Consider the following 18,361-nt stretch of genomic DNA (forward strand, 5'->3'; position numbering starts at 1 on the left):
GGGTGATCTGCACGACGGCCTGGGCGATGGCGGGATCGCGGACGTGGTTCGACGTCCCGACCCGGCAGCGTTCATCAAGGCGAACCTGCGGCTAGCGCCCGTTCCCGCGCTTCCTGAGATTCGGCTTTATACGGCACATCCCGGCAGCGGCCTGAGGCGGCTTGTCGATCCACACCAAGGCGCCGACGCGGGCGATGATGCGGGCGAGCCGGAAGACGCTGAACCACAGCCGCCATACTGGGCCTATGCCTGGGCCGGCGGCGCGGTGCTGGCGCGCTATGTACTCGACCATCCGCAAAGCGTGGCCGGCCGCCGCGTCCTCGACCTCGGCGCCGGCTCCGGCCTCGTCGGCATCGCCGCCGCGAAGGCCGGCGCCAGCGCGGTGATGGCGGCCGAGATCGATCGCAACGGCGTCGCCGCAATCGGCCTCAACGCGGCGGCCAACGGTGTCGAGATGACCATTGTCGGCAAGGACATCACCACGGGGCCGCCGCCGGCGGTCGACGTCGTGCTCGCAGGCGACGTGTTCTACGATCGCGAGGTTGCCCTGCGGGTTATCCCATTCCTCGACCGCTGCCTGGCAGCCGGCATCGAAGTTCTGGTCGGCGATCCCCGCCGCGCCGACCTGCCACTGTCGCGGCTGCGGCTGCTGGCCGAATATCAGGTGCCGGATTTCGGCGACGCAAAGAGTGTTGCGACCAAGCCGAGCGGGGTGTTTTCGTTTGAGGCGGGAGAGCGCTGACGCGGCAAGCCCGATCGCTGAATGGCCAGGTTCGACTCAACGCTGATTTGCGCCGGCCTGACGTGAACTGCTTTGCGCCTCATGGCAGTCATTCCTGCGATCCCGTCCATACACCCAAAGCGGTCATCGCTATTGCAGAGGCCACAGGCAGCTTGGCGCCACAAGCTGACATTGGCTCCGCCGCTCCATTGCAGCACAATTCCTGAGACGTGAGCTACGCCCAAAAATCGAGTTACATGCTATCTTTCTTGTTCGAAGTGAGGTGATGAACCAAATGCGGAAGATCGCAGCGATTCTGGTCGCGGATGTGGTTGGCTATAGCCGCCTCGCAGAAGCGGATGAGGATCGGACACTTGCGAGGCTGCGGGTTCTGCGGAACGACTTGCTCGATCCGACGATCGCCGCACACGATGGACGAGTGGTCAAGCGTACTGGAGACGGCGCTCTCGTGGAATTCCGCAGCGTTGTCGAGGCCGTGCGTTGCGCTGCTGAGATGCAGGAAGGCATGGTCGAATGGAACACAGGACTGCCTCACGATGAGCGCATTGAATTCCGCATCGGCATCCACGTCGGCGATGTCGTCGAGGAGAGTGACGGAGACCTGATGGGTGACGGAATAAACATCGCCGCCCGCCTGGAAGGCTTGGCGAAGCCGAACGGAATCTGCTTGTCGGGTTCGGCCTACGAGCAGGTGCGTGAAAAGCTCAAGGAACAGTTTGTCGATCTGGGCGAGCAAACCTTGAAAAACATCGCCAGGCCAGTGCGCGCCTATCACATGCTGTCCGGTGCCGCATCGACGGAACCGGAAGTCGCACGAGGGAGACTAGTCCAGCAAGACAAGCCTTCGATCGCCGTACTCCCCTTCCAGAACATGAGTGGCGATGTCGAGCAGCAATACCTCTGCGACGGGCTTACAGAGGACCTGATCACGGAGCTTTCACGCTTCCGGCAGATGCAGGTTGCGTCGCGCAATTCGTCCTCCCGCTTCCGCGGAGCTGACGTTGACATGATACGAGCAGGACGCGAACTCAGCGTGCAGTACCTCGTCGAGGGCAGTGTCCGCCGTATGGGAACGCGCATCCGGATAACGGCCCAATTGATCGATGCCACGACGGGCAATCACGTCTGGGCAGAGCGTTATGACAGTGCGCAAGACGAGATATTCGATGTCCAGGATCGCATCGTTCGCACTATCGTCGGAACACTTGTAGGACGAATGACGGCCGCGCGCACCGACTTAGTCCTGCGCAAGCCGCCAGCCAGCCTGGCGGCCTTTGAATGTGTCCTGCGCGGCGATGCGTTGCCAATGGGTACGCCAGAGATTGAGGCAGAGGCACGGCATTACTTCGAAAGGGCCATCGAACTCGACCCCAGCTACGCTCGTGCCTACGCACTATTGTCGTCAGCTATCGAGCGAGAGTGGTTTCTCGATATGAGTGATTCGAACCGCTTGCGCGACGAGGCGTTCGAGATGGCGCGGAAAGCTGTCGCGCTCGACGAAAACGACCACCTTTGCCAACTAGTAATGGCTTGGGCACAGGTCGATCGCGGCGCCTACGAAGTGGGCGAACAGCATTTCGCCAAGGCCATTTCGCTAAATCCAAACCATCCGGTCAATCACACCGACTTGGCGATGTTCTATAACTATCGCGGCGAAACCGAGAGAGCCATTGAGGGGATGCTGGAGGCGAAGCGCCTCGACCCATTCTTCAACCCTTCTTGGTAYTGGGGCGARCTYGSCGCCGTCTACTTCAACGCGCGCCGCTATGACGACGCCATTGCCAACATGCGCCGATCAAGTTCTTTGTCGTTCTCGAAACWGGTTTGGTTCGCCGCAAGCTACGCAATGGCTGGCAAGCCCGATCTTGCGAGAGATTGCGTTGCTGGTTTGCTGCGCCGGATCCCAGAATTCTCCACTGCCAGATACGTGGCCAAGGAGCCGCTGTTTCGCATCGAAGACCGCCAGCATCTAGCTGAAGGCATGCGCAAAGCGGGCTTGCCGGAATGACCGCTTTGGGTCGGCCAAGGCTTCAGTCCTTCTGACAGTTGCGTCCGCTATCGTTCTTCCGACGCCAAAAGCCGCCATTCCGCTTCCGGCCCCGTTAGCGCAAAGTGCCGTTTTGCCCCCCAAACTTCCCGTCAGACCGTCTCCTTGACCCGCGCCGACAGAAAGTCCGGCAAGTCGGCAACGGAATCCAAAACGACATCGGCGATCGTTGACAGCGATTCACGCGTGCCGGTGCCGGAGAGCACGCCGATCGCCAGCCCGCAGCCGCCGGCGCGTGCCATCTCCAAATCGTGACGGTTGTCGCCGACCATGGCGATCTCGGCCGGCCTCAGCCCGGTCAGGTCGCAAAAAGCGAGGATGGTGTCCGGCGCCGGCTTCGGATTGGCAACCGCGTCATAGCCATAGGCGGCGTCGAAGAGCTGGGCGACGCCGAGCGTGACCATGGTCTTCTCCGCGCCGGCAGTGGAATCGTTGGTGGCGACGCCGAGCCGGTAGGATCGTTTGTGCAGCGCCGTCAGCGCTTCGACGATGCCCGGCAGACCCACGGCCAATGACGAGCCCTGCACGGAGGTGATTTCGTTGAAGCGGGCGACGGCCAGCATCTGGTCCTCGTCGGACAGGCGCGGGAACCACAATTCGACGACATCCATGTTGGTGCCGGAAGCGAAGATGGAATCCGGCTTGAAGCGCTTGGCGACAAAATCGAAGCCTGCCGCCGAAAGCAGCCTGTCGGCCTTCCAGCGATCGCCCTCGGCGGCGTCCATGGCCATGAAATCGGCAATGCCAAGCCAGGTCGCGTTGAAATCGACAAGCGTGCCGTCCTTGTCGAACAATATGCCCTTGATGTCGGCCGGGGTTTTCATGCCGCACCCCGCAATTCCTGGATGCGCGCCACCAGCCCGGCCGTCGATGCGTCGCGCTTGGCGGCGCTCTCCTTGCCTTCGACGACAGGCAAGAGGCCGGTCGCCAGTTCCTTGCCGAGCTCGACGCCCCATTGGTCGAAGGAATTGATGTTGAACAGAGTGCCTTCGACGAAGACGCGATGCTCATAGAGCGCGATCAGCCGGCCGAAGGTGCGTGGGTCGAGCTTGCGATAAAGGATGGTCACCGATGGACGATTGCCGGAGAAGACGCGGTGCGGAGCGATCTTGTCGACATCGGCTGGCTTCATGCCCTTGGCCAGCATCTGGGTGCGCGCCTCTTCGAGCGTGCGGCCCTTCATCAATGCTTCCGACTGCGCCAGGCAATTGGCGAGCAGCAGATCGTGCTGATGCTTGAGATCAGGCTCATGGCCGACGGCGGCGGCAAGGAATTCGACCGGGATGAAATCGGTGCCCTGGTGCAGCAACTGGAAGAAGGCGTGCTGGCCATTGGTACCGGGCTCGCCCCAGACCAGCGGCCCGGTCGGCGTCGTCACCGCCGTGCCGTCGAGGGTGACGCCCTTGCCGTTCGATTCCATGTCGAGCTGCTGCAGATAGGCCGGAAGCCTCGACAGACGCTGGTCATAAGGAATGACCGCACGGGCGGGATAACCGCAGATCACGCGATGCCACCAGCCGACCAGCCCCAGCAGCGTCGGCAGATTCTTCTGCAGGGGGGCGGTGCGGAAGTGCTCGTCCATCTCATGCGCGCCGTCGAGGAAAGCGCGGAAATTGCGCGGGCCGATGGCGATCATCACCGGCAGGCCGATCGCGCCCCACAACGAATAGCGGCCGCCGACCCAGTCCCAGAAGCCGAACACGCGATCGGCCTCAATGCCGAACTTCGCCACCAGATCGAGCGCGGTCGAGACGGCGGCGAAATGCTTGCCGACCGCTTCCTTGCCGAGCGCCTTCTGCACCCATTTGCGTGCCGTCTCGGCATTGGTCATCGTCTCGACCGTGGTGAAGGTTTTTGAGGCGATTATGAACAAGGTGGTTTCGGCGGACAGGCCCTTCAGCGTGTCGTGGATATGGGCGCCGTCGATGTTGGAGACGTAGTGCGCGCGCGGGCCGTCGTGATAGGGCGCCAGTGCCAGCGTCGCCATGGCCGGGCCGAGATCTGAGCCGCCAATGCCGATGTTGACGATGTCGGTGATCTTTTTGCCGGTGGCGCCGGCGGCCTTACCCGAGCGAATGGCGTCGGCAAAGGCGCCCATGGCGTCGAGAACGGCAAGCACATCCGCCTTGACGTCCTGGCCGTCGACGGTGACGCCCTTCCCCGAGAGGTTGCGCAGCGCCGTGTGCAGCACGGCGCGGTCCTCGGTGATGTTGATCTTCTTGCCGAAAAACATTGCTGCGCGGCGCCCTTCGAGGTCGGCGGCGCCGGCGAGCTTTTCGAGCAGCTCCATGGTGCGCTGACCAACCGCGCATTTCGACCAGTCGAGCAGAAGGTCGCCGTCGCTGGCCGAGAATGTCTCGAAGCGCTTGGGGTCGGCGGCAAAAGCCTCGCGCATCGTGCCCGATGCCGCCCCGCGCGCAGCACGCAAGGCGACAAGCTGTTTGTCGAAGGAGGAATGATCCACTGCCGGCTCCTGATACTTTTTCATGACATCTTATCAGACCGGATGTTTCCGGCGCGTGTCGCGGTGAAGTTATTGAGCCGAATTCCATTTCTTTCAATGCGTGGGGATGACGCAGTGCAACATAGCGGCCGTGTGGCGCAGTATTGCGGTGGTGCAGCATAACGCGACGACGCTGCGCGTCGCGCGGGCGGGATGAACGCAAGCGTCACCCGGAAAAAACGCGTCGCGACGACACTGCGCGTCGCGAAGGATCACTGGCATAAATCCCAGCGATCAGAAAAATTGATTGGCGCAACCCCTTGTGCCACGGTTACCTTCCGCTGGTCCAGCCAAGCAAAAAAGTTTGGCCATCGAGGAACATCTCCCATGCCACAGCGTAACGACACGGCCATATGGTCCGGCCTGTTCCGGATTTCGGCGGAATCGGGCCAGACCCTGCAGGCGCAGATTCGCCAGGCGATCGTCGCCGCTATCCTCGACCGGCAGATCGCCGCTTCGATGCCGCTTCCGTCCTGCCGCATCCTGGCCGAAAAACTCGGCGTCGCGCGCGGCACCGTGGTGCTGGCGTTCCAGCAGCTGGTCGACCAGGGTTTCCTGGTGGCGCGCGAACGGCGTGGCCATTTCGTCAACCCGGATGTGCTGGCCACCCCCGCCAAGCCGCACCAGAAGGCGCCGGACCAGCAGAACGAGATCGACTGGAAGGCACGCCGGCAGATCGCCGCCAGCGACATGCCGCCGCCGGCCAAGCACGACAACTGGATCAAGTCGTCCTACCCCTTCGTCTACGGCCAGTTCGACCCGGCGCTGTTCCCGACCGCCGAATGGCGCGAGTGCAACCGCATGGCGCTGGCGGTGCTGGAGATCCGCAACTGGGCCTCCGACATGGTCGATCGCGACGATCCGCTCTTGATCGAGCAGATCCAGGCGCGACTGCTGCCGCGGCGCGGTATCTTCGCCAATCCGGACGAGATCATCGTGACGCTCGGCGCGCAGAACGCGCTCTATATGCTGGCGACGCTGCTGATGACCAAGGGCTCGAAGGTGGCGATGGAAGACCCCGGCTATCCCGACGCGCGCTCGATCTTCCGGCTGGCCGGCGCCGACATCCAGCCGGTTCCGGTCGACCAGTCCGGCATCGTAACCTCTTCCATCCCCAACGATTCCGGGTTCGTCTTCGTCACCCCCAGCCACCATTGCCCGACCATGGTGCCGCTGTCGGCGGAGCGGCGGCAGGATCTTCTGGCGCGCGCCAACCGGCACAACCAGATCATCATCGAGGACGGCTATGACAGCCAGCTTCTCGACGAGGCACCGCAGCAGGCGCTGAAGAGCCTCGATCGTTCAGGCCGCGTCATCTATGTCGGCTCGATGTCGAAGACGCTGGCTCCAGGCTTGCGGCTTGGCTACATCGTGGCTTCGGCTGGACTAATCGCGGAACTCAGGGCGCTGCGCCGCTTCATGCTGCGGCACCCGCCGGCCAACAACCAGCGCGCCGTCGCGCTGTTCCTGTCGCTCGGCCATCACGAGGCCCTGGTGCGGCGGCTGTCGTCGGCCTTCGATGAGCGGCGCAAGCGTCTGGTCCATGCGATTTCCGCATTCCTGCCGGAATGGCGCTCGACCGATTCGGCCGGCGGCACATCGCTCTGGCTGGAAGGGCCGCGTGGCACCGATTCACGCGGACTGGCCGAGGCCGCCGCCTCGCGCAGCGTCATCATCGAGCCCGGCGACCGCTTCTTCGACCGCACCGAAAAGCCGTCGCGTTTCATGCGCTTGGGCATTTCCTCGATCGCGCTTCAGCACATCGAGCCGGGCATCCGCGAGCTGGCGACCGCGGCCGGCCGCAGGCCGGCAGCCGCCTGATTTCCTCGCGCCGGGGCCTTGAACGGTCCCGGTTCCCGACATCCTTCCCAGCACTGTTCTTTAGTTCCCTGGCATATGCGACGGGGCCCACTGGCCCATAGGCTGTGCCAATGCCGGCGGCATAGTCGGCGGACAAAGGGGACGAAGCAGGCCGACGGTGGACCAATCACCGCGTCCGGTTTCGCAAGCTAAAGGTGGAGTGCCTCCCATGTCAGTGGCTCTTGAGAAGCAGGATGCGGCTCTTAAGGATGCAGCTCTTAAGCAAGAAGCTTTGGGTGATCAGCGTTCGCGGCGATCCGGCGGGCGCGAAGCGCGCCGCGCCATGCGGGCCGCACCGCTGGCCGACGATATCAGGCCGGTGCGCGCCGGCCTCGAAGGCGGCAGCTACGGCCCGCTCAACAGGAACGACCAGGAGCGCATCCATGAAGCGGTGCTGACGCTGCTGGAAACCGTCGGCTTCGCCAATGCCATTCCCTCCTGTATCGAAGCGCTGACCGGGGTCGGCGCCGTCTATGGCGATGACGGCCGCATCCGCTTTCCGCGCGGCCTGGTGCTGGACACGATCAAGAAAGCGGCGCGGAATTTCACCCTGCACGGCCAGGACCCGAAGCACGACATGCTGATCCAGGGTAAGCGCGTGCATTACGGGACCGCGGGTGCCGCGGTGCATCTGGTCGATGTCGAAAAGCGCGAATACCGCGAGTCGCTGGTGCAGGACATTTACGACGCCGCCCGCCTCGTCGAAGGGCTCGACAACATCCATTTCTTCCAGCGGCCGATGGTGCCGCGCGACATTCCCGATCCGCTCGAAATGGACTTCAACACGCTCTACGCCTGCGTGATGGGAACGTCCAAGCATGTCGGCACCTCGTTCACGGTGCGCGAGAACGTGCAGCCGGCGCTGGAAATGCTGTATGCGATCGCCGGCGGCGAGGAGAATTTCCGCGCCCGGCCCTTCGTCTCCAACTCCAACTGCTTCGTCGTGCCGCCGATGAAATTCGCCGAGGACGCTTGCGGCGTGCTCGAGGCATGTGTCGAAGGCGGCATTCCGATCCTGCTTTTGTCGGCCGGCCAGGCCGGCGCCACCGCGCCGGCGGCGATTGCCGGCGCAGTGGTCCAGGCTGTGGCCGAAGTGCTCGTCGGTCTCATCTATGTCAACGCCATCAAGCCGGGGCATCCGGCGATCTTCGGCACCTGGCCGTTCGTATCCGACCTCAGGACCGGTGCCATGTCGGGCGGCTCGGCCGAGCAGGCGGTGCTGACTTCGGCCTGCGCGCAGATGGCGCAATTCTACGATCTGCCGGGCGGTTCGGCTGCCGGGATGACGGATTCGAAACTGCCCGACATCCAGTCCGGCTATGAAAAGGGCATCACCGATGTGATGGCTGGCCTGGCCGGCCTCAACCTCGTCTATGAATCGGCCGGCATGCATGCCTCGCTGCTCGGCTTCTGCCTGGAAAGCCTGATCATCGACAACGACATGCTGGGCCATTGCCTGCGCTGCGTGCGCGGCATCGAGGTGACAGACGAAGCGCTGTCGATCGACACCATCACTGAAGTCTGCATGAATGGCCCGGGCCATTATCTCGGCAACGAGCAGACGCTGCGGTTGATGCAGACCGAATATTTCTATCCGGCCGTCGGCGACCGCTTTTCGCCGAAGGAATGGAACGAGAAGGGTCGGCCCGACATCTTGCAGCGGGCGATCATCGAGAAGAAGCGTGTGCTTGCCGAGCGTTTCCCCCGCCATGTGCCGAAGCTGCTCGACGACAAATTGCGCGCTCGCTTCGGCGAGATGATCAAGCTGCCACGCAGCGGCATGGGTGGGTAAGCCCAACCTTACGAAGTCAGTCCGCGCTTAGCCCAAATCGCTCGACGACCTCGGCGCTGATCAGCTTGGCATGCAGCGCCATCAGCACGATCTGCGCATCCAGACTGTCGCCGGTTTCAAGCGCTGCTTCGATGCGACGCTCCGCGTCCAGCCGTCGCTCCGGGCCGTTGGCCTGCTCGAACGTTTGCGGCCCAGCGATACAATAGCCGAACAGCTGCGCCACGGACCGATAGGCCTCCGGCGGTTCGTCCGGCCAATGGTCTTTCGTCAGGTTGACGATGGTGAGCTTGACGCCCTCGGGAACAAGCGCCGGATGAAGGTCGGCCCCGCGCAGCGCGTTGTCGAGTTCCCGCAAATCACCCGAGCGGCCGAAGATGCCGAGGAAACCGAGGGAAGAGCGCCGTTTCGCCATGATGGTTCCTGTTCGATTTCAATCCATATGGTGTCACGCGCTCGCTGTTGCACATAAGAGCCGGGTTGCCTGGAACGATCGGCAGACTATTTGGCGGCTGTAGACGACTAAGCGATGCTACGGAGGAGAGCCATGAAAAGGACCTATCACGGCAGCTGCCATTGCGGCGCAGTGCATTTCGAGGCTGATCTGGACCTCGCCGAGGGCATCCGCAAATGCAACTGCAGCTTCTGCTGGAAACTCGGTTACCGAAAGTCCTTCGCGCCCTTCGAAGCGTTGCGGGTGACGGATGGCAGGGACAAGATGCGGGAATACAAGGCGTCGCCGTCGAACTGGCCGGACGGCAATATCAACCACTATATGTGCCCGAACTGCGGCGCCAACGTCTTCTCTCGTGGCTATCTCGACATCATGGGCGGCAATTTCTGGGCAGTGAATGTCGCCTGCCTGGACGACGCCAGTGAAGAGGAGCTTGCCGCGGCGCCGGTCGTCTACGAGGACGGCAAACGCAACCGACAGGACCAGCGTCCGGAGATCACCGCCTATCTGTAGGGCGAACACATCAACAGCGGCCTGATCGAAATCAAGCCGCCGCTGTCGTTTTGCGTAAGCGCTTCGACGCTCAGTGATTGTCCCTCGGCACGCCTCTGGTGTGCGCGACATCCTGGTATTTCACTGCCGGCTTCAGTACCATGCCTTCCGAGAACTGGTCGACCATGGAGCGCTGGATTTCCTGCCATGGCGTCTGGTGCTTGGGGTAGTGATAGCCGCCATCGTTCTGCAGTTCAGCGCGGCGGCGCGTGATTTCCTCGTCGGTGACGAGGATGTTGGCGGTGCCTTTGCGTAAGTCGATGCGCACGCGGTCGCCGGTCTTGAGCAGCGCCAGACCGCCGCCTATTGCCGCTTCCGGCGAGGCGTTGAGGATGGACGGCGAGCCCGATGTGCCCGACTGGCGGCCGTCGCCGATGCAGGCCAGAGCGTGGATACCCTTCTTGATGAGATAGGCGGGAGGCTGCATGTTGACGACTTCGGCGCCGCCGGGATAGCCGACCGGGCCGGCGCCACGCATAAACAGGATGGTATGCTCGTCGATGCCTTGCGCCGGATCGTCGATGCGGGCGTGATAGTCTTCCGGGCCGTCGAAGACCATGGCATTGCCTTCAAAGGCTTCCGGGTCCTTCGGGTTGGACAGATAGCGTTCGCGGAATTCCGGCGAGATGCCGCTGGTCTTCATGATCGCCGAATCGAACAGATTGCCGCTGAGGTTGATGAAACCGGCATTGACCTTGAGCGGCTTGTCGACGCTGCGGATGACATCCTGGTTCTCGTTGGCCACGCCGCGGCAATTGTCGCCGATCGCCTTGCCGTTGACGGTGACGGCGTCGGGATGCGGCAAAAGCCCGGCCTTCAAAAGCTCGGCCACCACCGCCGGCACGCCACCAGCATGGTGGTAGTCCTCGCCGAGATACTCGCCGGTCGGCTGCAGATTGACGAGCAGCGGCACGTTGAGGCCGATTTTCTGCCAGTCGTCATTGTTGAGCGGCACGCCGAGATGGCGGGCGATCGCATTGAGGTGGATCGGCGCATTGGTCGAGCCGCCTATCGCCGAATTGACGACGATGGCATTCTCGAACGCCTGACGCGTCATGATGTCAGAGGGCTTCAGATCCTCATGCACCATCTCGACGATGCGCTTGCCCGTCTCGTAGGAAATCTGGCCACGCTCGCGGTAGGGTGCGGGGATGGCGGCCGAGCCCGGCAGTTGCATGCCGAGCGCCTCGGCCAGCGAGTTCATCGTGGTGGCGGTGCCCATGGTGTTGCAATAGCCGGTGGACGGCGCCGAGGAGGCAACGATGTCCATAAACTCGTCATAGTCGATCTCGCCGGCCGACAGCCGCTGGCGCGATTCCCAGACGATGGTGCCGGAGCCCGTGCGCTTGCCCTTATGCCAGCCATTGAGCATCGGGCCGACCGAGAGCGCGATGGCCGGAATGTTGACGGTGGCCGCCGCCATCAAAAGCGCCGGCGTGGTCTTGTCGCAACCGATGGTCAGCACGACGCCGTCGAGCGGGTAGCCGTAGAGCACCTCGACGAGGCCGAGATAGGCGAGGTTGCGGTCGAGCGCCGCCGTCGGGCGCTTGCCGGTTTCCTGGATCGGATGGCAAGGGAATTCGAAGGGAATGCCGCCCATCGAGACGATGCCTTCGCGCACGCGCTTGGCCAGCTCGATATGGTGGCGGTTGCAGGGCGACAGATCCGAGCCGGTCTGGGCGATGCCGATCAGCGGCTTGCCCGACATCAGTTCGGCTCGCGTCAGGCCGTAGTTCAGGTAGCGTTCGAGATAGAGCGCGGTCATGCCCGGATTGTCGGGATTGTCGAACCACTCCTGCGAGCGAAATTTCTTCTTCTTGGTGGGGGCGCCTGCCATCGTGGTCTCCGTATTTGTAAGACAAATCGATATGGCAACGCGCCTTGGCAGGCAAGAGGTCACACAAGCGCACCCAGACTTTGGTGCGATAGACAGGCGTCGGACCCTGCGTTAGGCCTTTTCGGAGCAACGCGGGAGGGTATCGATGGCTTTGGTGATCGAAGGCGAGGAACGCATTGCCGCCCCCCTGCAGAAAGTATGGGAAGCGCTGAACGATCCTGACGTGCTGCGGGAAAGCATTCCCGGCTGCCAGAACCTGGAGATGAAATCGCCGACCGAAATGGCGGCGACGGTGGTGGTGAAGATCGGGCCGATCAAGGCGACCTTCAACGGCGAGGTGACGTTGAAGAATTTGAAGCCGCCGCACGCCTACACCATCCAGGGCGAAGGCAAGGGCGGCATTGCCGGCTTCGCCAAGGGCGGCGCCGATGTCACGCTGACAGCGGACGGGCCGGATGCGACGGTGCTCAAATACGCCGCCAAGGCCGATGTCGGCGGCAAGATCGCCCAACTCGGCAGCCGGCTGATCGAATCGACGTCGAAGAAATTGGCCGGGCAGTTCTTTTCGACATTTGGCGAGAAGGTGGGCGCAGCTTAAGTTGCGCCGCTAGAACTACGCCTAGTTATCCGGCGCTGGCGCCGCCCCTCATTGTCCTGCCGGACATTTCTCCCCGTATAGTGACGGGGAGAAAGACGCCGTGCCGACGGTTTCGCCAATAATCGTCAACGGTGCAGGACAAGCGGCGAGGTCGCGACAGCCCCCCTTCTCCCCGGCACTATACGGGGAGAAGGGGCCGGTGTCCGAACCGGATAGATAGGTAACAGAATGGACCGATTAGATGGGTGACAGTTTTCTCCCTCGCCGGGAGGACCGGCGATGGTTTGGCGAGAGACTGGCATCATGGATGAGCGGCTTCGGTTTGTGGTGGGGTGCCTGACCGGCGAGGAGACGATGACGCAGCTGTGTGCGACGTTCGGTATCTCTCGCAAGACTGGCTACAAATGGCTTGAACGCTACCGGAAGTTTGGGCCGGCAGGTCTGCATGATTTTCCGCGTGCGCCACTCAATCACGGCCGGGCTACGCCTTTGGATGTGGTGGAGCGGATCGTTGCCATGAAAGAGGCGCACCCGCTGTGGGGTCCCAAGAAGATCATGGCCAGGCTCAAGCATGCGGAGCCTTGCTGCGGCTGGCCCGCGGTCTCGACGGCTGGTGAACTTCTGAAGCGACATGGACTTGTGGGGCGCAAGCGCAGGCGCTGGAAGGCGGCAGGCAATGGCCCATGGCCGGAGGCTTCGGAGCCGAACACGGTGTGGACCGGGGACCACAAGGGCTGGTTCCGGACCCGAGACGGGTGGCGTTGCGAACCGCTGACGGTGATGGATGTGGCGAGCCGCTATCTGTTGGGGCTGGAGGCAACGAACTCGACGGCGGATGAAGAGGCCTGGCCGGTGTTTGAGCGGTTGTTTGAGGAGAATGGCCTGCCGGATCGGTTCAGAAGCGACAATGGTTCACCATTTGCATCGGCCGGCGTCACGGGGCTGACGCCACTCGCGGCGCGCTTCGTCAAACTCGGCATCGTCCTTGAGCGCATCCAGCCGGGAAAGCCGCAGCAGAACGGACGCCATGAACGTTTCCATCTGACCATGCTGCCGATGGCCAAGGCACCGGAAGCCGACAGAACGGCCCAAGCCCAGGCTTTCGAGGCCTTCCGGCGCAGCTACAATGAGGAGCGCCCGCACGAGGCACTTGGCATGGGAACCCCAGCACAGCATTACCGGCCCTCGACCCGGTCCATGCCCAAGACTACCCCTGAGCCGGACTATCCGGCCGAGGCAGCGGTGCGCAGTGTGCGCCAGAACGGAGCCGTCAAATGGCAGGGCGCCGAAATCTACGTCTCGGCCACGCTGGCAGGCGAACCGGTTGCCATCGAAGAAACTGAGAGCGGCGAATGGGCGATACGCTTCTATGCCCATCCGCTCGGGTTTATCGACCAGAAGCACGGGAAACTGGTTCGCCGAAGCGCCGCGCCAACCAAACCGCTTGGCGCTGCGGCGAACTCAACATAAGGCGAAAACTGTTACCTATGTATCCGGTTCAAACTGTTACCCATCTATCGGCTGGACACCGGCAGGCGGATGAGGGGCAGCGTCGACCTAACGAAAATTACTCGAACACGATGCTCGGCACCGCCGCTGCGGCCGCGCCACGTTCTTCGTTGACCCGGTCCCAGACCTTCGAAGCAATATCGCGGTAGATCTTCGCCTCGGCGCTATCGGGCTTCGACGCCACCACCGGCGAGCCTTCGTCCGAGCTTTCGCGAATGCCCATTTCCAGCGGCACTTCGCCAAGGAAGGTCACGCCGAGACGTTCGGCTTCGCGCCGGGCGCCACCATGGCCGAAAATGTCGTAGCGCTTGCCGGTGTCCGGGGCGACGAAATAGCTCATATTCTCGACAATGCCGAGCAGCGGCACGTCGACCTTCTTGAACATGTTCAACCCCTTGCGGGCGTCGATCAGGGCCAGGTCCTGCGGCGTCGAGACGATGACTGCGCCGGCCAGCGGCACCTGCTGGGCCATGGTCAACTGGGCGTCGCCGGTGCCAGGCGGCATGTCGACGACGAGCACGTCGAGCCGGCCCCATTCGACTTCGCGCAGCATCTGCGTCAACGCCGACATCACCATCGGGCCACGCCAGATCATCGGCGTCTCCTCATCGACGAGAAAACCCATCGACATCACCTTGAGGCCGTAATTCTCCATCGGTTTCAGGATCTTGCCGTCGACCGTCTGCGGCCGGCCATGGATGTTGAGCAGCCTTGGCATGGACGGCCCGTAAATGTCGGCATCGAGCACGCCGACCCGTAGGCCATTGGCGGCGAGCCCGAGGGCGATGTTGACGGCGGTGGTCGACTTGCCGACGCCGCCCTTGCCGGACGCAACCGCGATAATCGCCTCGATGCCGGGCACGCCACGCTTGCCCGAGCTATGCGAGGCCGGGGCGTGCGGAGCCGCGCGTGGCGCCGTTGGCGGAGCTGGCGGTGCCGGTCTGGGTGCGGGGCGCGCCGGAACCGGCGCCTCCATTCCGCCGCCCTTCTTTTCCGCCGTCAGCGCGACGACGGCGCCGGCGACGCCGGGAATCGCCTTGACGACGCGCTCGGCGGCGGCGCGCAACGGTTCCATCTCCTGCGCGCGGGCAGCGGGAACGGTGATCGAGAAGAATACTTTCGAATCGGCGATGAAAATCTCCGAAACCATGCCGAGATCAACGATGTTGCCGGTGAAGTCCGGCCCGTTGACCGTCTTCAGGCGCTCGGTGACGATTTCCTTGGTGACGGACATCAGGTCTTCCTTATGCAAGCTTGCGCCTGAGATAATGCAGTTTCCCGGCAGAACCAAGTCGTGGCGCAACAGCCGGCGTGCTCTGCCCGGAAATCGGCTGAATAGCTGAGGTGCCCAACTGCGTCTGGCGCCGCCGCCCGGCGCCGGTTAGCTTGCGCCAATGATCGACAAGCTGGAATTCTTCATTGCGCTGGCCAAGGAGGAGCATTTCGGCCGGGCGGCGGAGGTGTGCGGGGTCACCCAGCCGACGCTATCGGCCGGGATCAAGCAGCTGGAGGGCCAGCTCGGTGTTATGCTGGTCAATCGCGGCTCGCGCTTTCAGGGGCTGACGCCGGAAGGCAAGCAGGTGCTGGCGTGGGCGCGCCGCATCGTCGGCGACAGCCGTGCCATGAAGGAAGAGATGCGGGCGGCACGCCACGGCCTTTCGGGGCGCATCCGCATCGCGGCGATCCCCACCGCTTTAGCGATGGTGGCGCGGCTGACGACGCCATTCCGGGCAAAGCACCCCGGCGTCACCTTCTCGATCCTGTCGCGCACCTCGATCGAGGTGCTGTCGCTGCTTGGCAATTTCGACGTCGATGCCGGCATCACCTATCTCGACAACGAGCCGCTCGGCCGCGTCACCAGCGTGCCGCTCTATGACGAGCGCTACCAGCTGATCACCGCTGTCGGAAATCCGTACTCCGACCGCGACAAAGTGACGTGGGCCGAACTCAGCCAGCTGCCGCTCTGCCTGTTGACGCCGGACATGCAGAACCGCCGCATCATCGACCAGCATCTGGCCGAGGCCGGCGTCGAGATGCGGCCAACGCTGGAATCCAATTCGATGATCGTGCTGTTCTCGCATATAAGGACCGGCAAATGGTCGTCGATCATGCCGCTCAACCTCGCGGAAACATTCGGCTTTTCCGAGCCGATCCGAGCCATCCCGATCGTCGAGCCGGATGCCAGCCACACCGTCGGGCTGGTGGCCGCACCGCGCGAGCCGCACACGCCGCTGGTACAGGCGCTGCTGGACGAGGCGATGGCGCTGGCAGACGATTTCCGCAACCACCGCTAGGCTAGACAATGCAGGCTGACGGGTTTCGATAGAAAATTTCTATCAAGCAACGGATCAGCTTTATTGATTTCGGGGGTTTCCTCTGATTTCGTAAGCACTTAGCGCGAGACCGCTATCGACCAGGGAGGGCGCTGCATGACGATGCAGCCTGCAAGTACCGAGATCCAGTCGCGCACGGCCGCGATCATCCAGGAGCTGAAGGACCTCGAGGGTCCACTGCTGCCGATCCTCCACGGCATCCAGGAAGAATTTGGCCACGTACCGCAGGACGCCGTGCCCGTCATCGCCGATGGGCTGAACCTGTCGAGGGCCGAGGTGCACGGTGTCGTGACCTTCTATCATGATTTTCGCGCCCGCCCGGCCGGCCGGCACGTGCTCAAGCTCTGCCAGGCGGAAGCCTGCCAGTCGATGGGTTCGGATGCGATCGCGGCAAAGGTCAAGCAGCTGCTCGGCATCGATTTCCATGAGACCACCCGCGACGGATCGGTTACACTTGAGCCTGTCTATTGCCTCGGGCTTTGCGCCTGTTCACCGTCGGCGATGCTGGATGGTGAGGTGATCGGGCGGCTCGATGACGAGAAGATCGAAGAGATCGTCGCGGAGGTACGCTCATGATCCCGCGCATCTACATTCCAGGTGACTCCGGCGCGCTGGCGCTCGGCGCCGAAAAGGTCGCCAAGGCGATTCGTGCAGAACTGGCCGAACGAGGCATCGAGGCCAAGATCGTGCGCAACGGCTCGCGCGGTGCCTATTTCCTCGAACCGATGGTCGAGGTCGCGACCGCCGAGGGCCGCGTCGCTTACGGGCCGGTGAAGCCTTCCGATGTCAAGAGCCTGTTCGACAGCGGCTTCCTCAAGGGTGGCCATCACAAGCGCTGGCTGGGCGCGCCTGACAAAATCCCGTTCCTGGCCAAGCAGACGCGCCTGACCTTCGCGCGTTGCGGCATCAACGACCCGCTGTCGCTCGACGCCTACAAGTCGCTCGGCGGACTGAAGGGCCTGCAGAACGCCGTGGCTATGGCGCCGCTCGACATCGTCAAGCAGGTCACCGAATCGGGCTTGCGCGGTCGCGGCGGCGCTGGCTTCCCGACCGGCATCAAGTGGAAGACGGTGCTTGATACGGCCGGTGAGCGCAAGTACATCGTCTGCAACGCCGACGAAGGCGACAGCGCCACTTTCGCCGACCGCATGATCATGGAAGGCGATCCCTTCGTGCTGATTGAAGGCATGGCGATCGCCGGCATCGCCACCGGCGCGACCAAGGGTTTTGTCTATATCCGCTCGGAATATCCGCATGCGGTGGCTGTCATGAACAAGGCTGTCGAGGTCGCCCGCAAAGCCGGCGTGCTCGGCGTCAATGTGCTGGGTTCGCCCAACGCCTTCGACATGGAAATTCGCGTCGGCGCCGGCGCCTATGTCTGCGGTGAGGAAACCTCGCTGCTGAACAGCCTTGAAGGCAAGCGCGGCGTGGTTCGCCCCAAGCCGCCGCTGCCGGCGATCCAGGGCTTGTTCGGCAAGCCGACGGTGATCAACAACGTCATCTCGCTGGCTTCGGTACCGATCATCATGGACAAGGGTGCCGCCTTCTACAAGGATTTCGGCATGGGCCGCTCGCGCGGCACCATCCCGATCCAGATCGCCGGCAACGTCAAGCATGGCGGCCTGTTCGAGACGGCGTTCGGCCTGACGCTCGGCGAAATCGTCGACGACATCGGCGGCGGCACAGCGACTGGCCGGCCGGTGAAGGCAGTGCAGGTCGGCGGGCCGCTCGGCGCCTATTTCCCGCGCGCGCTGTTCGACACGCCGTTCGACTACGAAGAGTTCGCGAAGCGTGACGGGCTGATCGGTCATGCCGGCATCACCGTGTTCGACGACACCGCTGACATGCTGAAGCAGGCGCGCTTCGCCATGGAATTCTGTGCCATCGAGAGCTGCGGCAAGTGCACGCCCTGCCGCATCGGCTCGACACGCGGGGTGGAGACCATCGACAGGCTTGCCGCCGGCATCGAGCCGGAAAAGAACCTGGCTCTGGTCACCGATCTCTGCAACACGATGAAGTTCGGATCGCTCTGCGCGCTGGGCGGCTTCACGCCCTACCCGGTGATGAGCTCGATCACCCATTTCCCCGAAGATTTCAAGCCCGCGCCGGCGCGCGTGGCTGCTGAATAGGAGCTGGC

At 63.2% G+C, this 18,361-nt stretch carries 15 protein-coding genes; 10 read left to right on the forward strand and 5 right to left on the reverse strand.

Annotation, left to right across the window (positions count from 1 at the left end; all coding sequences use genetic code 11):
- Window positions 1-7 precede the first annotated feature (7 nt).
- Window positions 8-742: a class I SAM-dependent methyltransferase gene (locus tag AC1D1L_RS01580; RefSeq protein WP_477338735.1), complete on the forward strand. Its 735-nt coding sequence runs from the start codon at window positions 8-10 to the stop codon at window positions 740-742.
- 274 nt (window positions 743-1,016) lie between these two features.
- Window positions 1,017-2,750: an adenylate/guanylate cyclase domain-containing protein gene (locus AC1D1L_RS01585; protein WP_477338252.1), complete on the forward strand. Its 1,734-nt coding sequence runs from the start codon at window positions 1,017-1,019 to the stop codon at window positions 2,748-2,750.
- Between the two features lie 131 nt (window positions 2,751-2,881).
- Here AC1D1L_RS01585 and AC1D1L_RS01590 read toward each other — a convergent pair whose 3' ends face one another.
- Together AC1D1L_RS01590 and pgi are read right to left on the reverse strand one after the other, a co-directional pair.
- Window positions 2,882-3,613, reverse strand: a complete 732-nt coding sequence (locus AC1D1L_RS01590; protein ID WP_477338254.1) for an HAD family hydrolase — start codon at window positions 3,611-3,613, stop codon at window positions 2,882-2,884.
- Window positions 3,610-5,253 (reverse strand): glucose-6-phosphate isomerase, encoded by a 1,644-nt coding sequence (pgi, locus tag AC1D1L_RS01595; RefSeq protein WP_477338737.1) that lies wholly within the window; start codon window positions 5,251-5,253, stop codon window positions 3,610-3,612. Before pgi ends, AC1D1L_RS01590 begins: the two co-directional genes overlap by 4 nt.
- A gap of 366 nt (window positions 5,254-5,619) precedes the next feature.
- Between pgi and pdxR the strand changes: the two genes are divergently transcribed.
- A complete protein-coding gene (pdxR, locus tag AC1D1L_RS01600; protein ID WP_112560664.1) occupies window positions 5,620-7,113 on the forward strand; it encodes a MocR-like pyridoxine biosynthesis transcription factor PdxR in 1,494 nt (497 codons plus the stop codon).
- A gap of 208 nt (window positions 7,114-7,321) precedes the next feature.
- Window positions 7,322-8,944 carry a trimethylamine methyltransferase family protein gene (locus tag AC1D1L_RS01605; RefSeq protein ID WP_477338256.1) on the forward strand — a complete coding sequence of 541 codons (1,623 nt, stop codon included), beginning with the start codon at window positions 7,322-7,324 and terminating at the stop codon, window positions 8,942-8,944.
- Window positions 8,945-8,960: 16 nt separating this feature from the next.
- Here the strand turns inward: AC1D1L_RS01605 and AC1D1L_RS01610 are convergent, their stop codons facing one another.
- Entirely contained in the window at window positions 8,961-9,356 is a 396-nt protein-coding gene (locus tag AC1D1L_RS01610) for a hypothetical protein (RefSeq protein WP_477338258.1), read from the reverse strand.
- A 132-nt stretch (window positions 9,357-9,488) separates the two neighbouring features.
- Here AC1D1L_RS01610 and AC1D1L_RS01615 point away from each other — a divergent pair, with 132 nt between their 5' ends.
- Window positions 9,489-9,908, forward strand: coding sequence for a GFA family protein (locus AC1D1L_RS01615; RefSeq protein WP_112560661.1), 420 nt, complete (start codon window positions 9,489-9,491; stop codon window positions 9,906-9,908).
- A gap of 70 nt (window positions 9,909-9,978) precedes the next feature.
- Here AC1D1L_RS01615 and AC1D1L_RS01620 read toward each other — a convergent pair whose 3' ends face one another.
- Entirely contained in the window at window positions 9,979-11,784 is a 1,806-nt protein-coding gene (locus AC1D1L_RS01620; RefSeq protein ID WP_477338260.1) for an IlvD/Edd family dehydratase, read from the reverse strand.
- 145 nt (window positions 11,785-11,929) lie between these two features.
- On the opposite strand from AC1D1L_RS01620, the gene AC1D1L_RS01625 reads away from it, so the two are divergent.
- A complete protein-coding gene (locus AC1D1L_RS01625; RefSeq protein ID WP_112560659.1) occupies window positions 11,930-12,382 on the forward strand; it encodes an SRPBCC family protein in 453 nt (150 codons plus the stop codon).
- A gap of 279 nt (window positions 12,383-12,661) precedes the next feature.
- Window positions 12,662-13,852 carry an integrase core domain-containing protein gene (locus AC1D1L_RS01630; protein ID WP_477338262.1) on the forward strand — a complete coding sequence of 397 codons (1,191 nt, stop codon included), beginning with the start codon at window positions 12,662-12,664 and terminating at the stop codon, window positions 13,850-13,852.
- A 97-nt stretch (window positions 13,853-13,949) separates the two neighbouring features.
- On the opposite strand, the gene AC1D1L_RS01635 is transcribed toward AC1D1L_RS01630, so the two are convergent.
- The gene (locus AC1D1L_RS01635; protein ID WP_477338739.1) at window positions 13,950-15,128 is read right to left on the reverse strand and encodes an Mrp/NBP35 family ATP-binding protein; all 1,179 of its coding nucleotides are present in this window, start codon (window positions 15,126-15,128) and stop codon (window positions 13,950-13,952) included.
- Between the two features lie 157 nt (window positions 15,129-15,285).
- Here AC1D1L_RS01635 and AC1D1L_RS01640 point away from each other — a divergent pair, with 157 nt between their 5' ends.
- From AC1D1L_RS01640 to AC1D1L_RS01650, 3 genes are all read left to right on the forward strand, one after another.
- Window positions 15,286-16,185 (forward strand): LysR family transcriptional regulator, encoded by a 900-nt coding sequence (locus tag AC1D1L_RS01640; RefSeq protein WP_477338264.1) that lies wholly within the window; start codon window positions 15,286-15,288, stop codon window positions 16,183-16,185.
- A gap of 135 nt (window positions 16,186-16,320) precedes the next feature.
- Entirely contained in the window at window positions 16,321-16,800 is a 480-nt protein-coding gene (locus AC1D1L_RS01645) for a formate dehydrogenase subunit gamma (RefSeq protein ID WP_112560655.1), read from the forward strand.
- Window positions 16,797-18,353: a formate dehydrogenase beta subunit gene (locus AC1D1L_RS01650; protein WP_477338266.1), complete on the forward strand. Its 1,557-nt coding sequence runs from the start codon at window positions 16,797-16,799 to the stop codon at window positions 18,351-18,353. Before AC1D1L_RS01645 ends, AC1D1L_RS01650 begins: the two co-directional genes overlap by 4 nt.
- The last annotated feature ends 8 nt before the right edge of the window (window positions 18,354-18,361 follow it).

The organism is Mesorhizobium sp. P2_D6, from assembly GCF_056404315.1.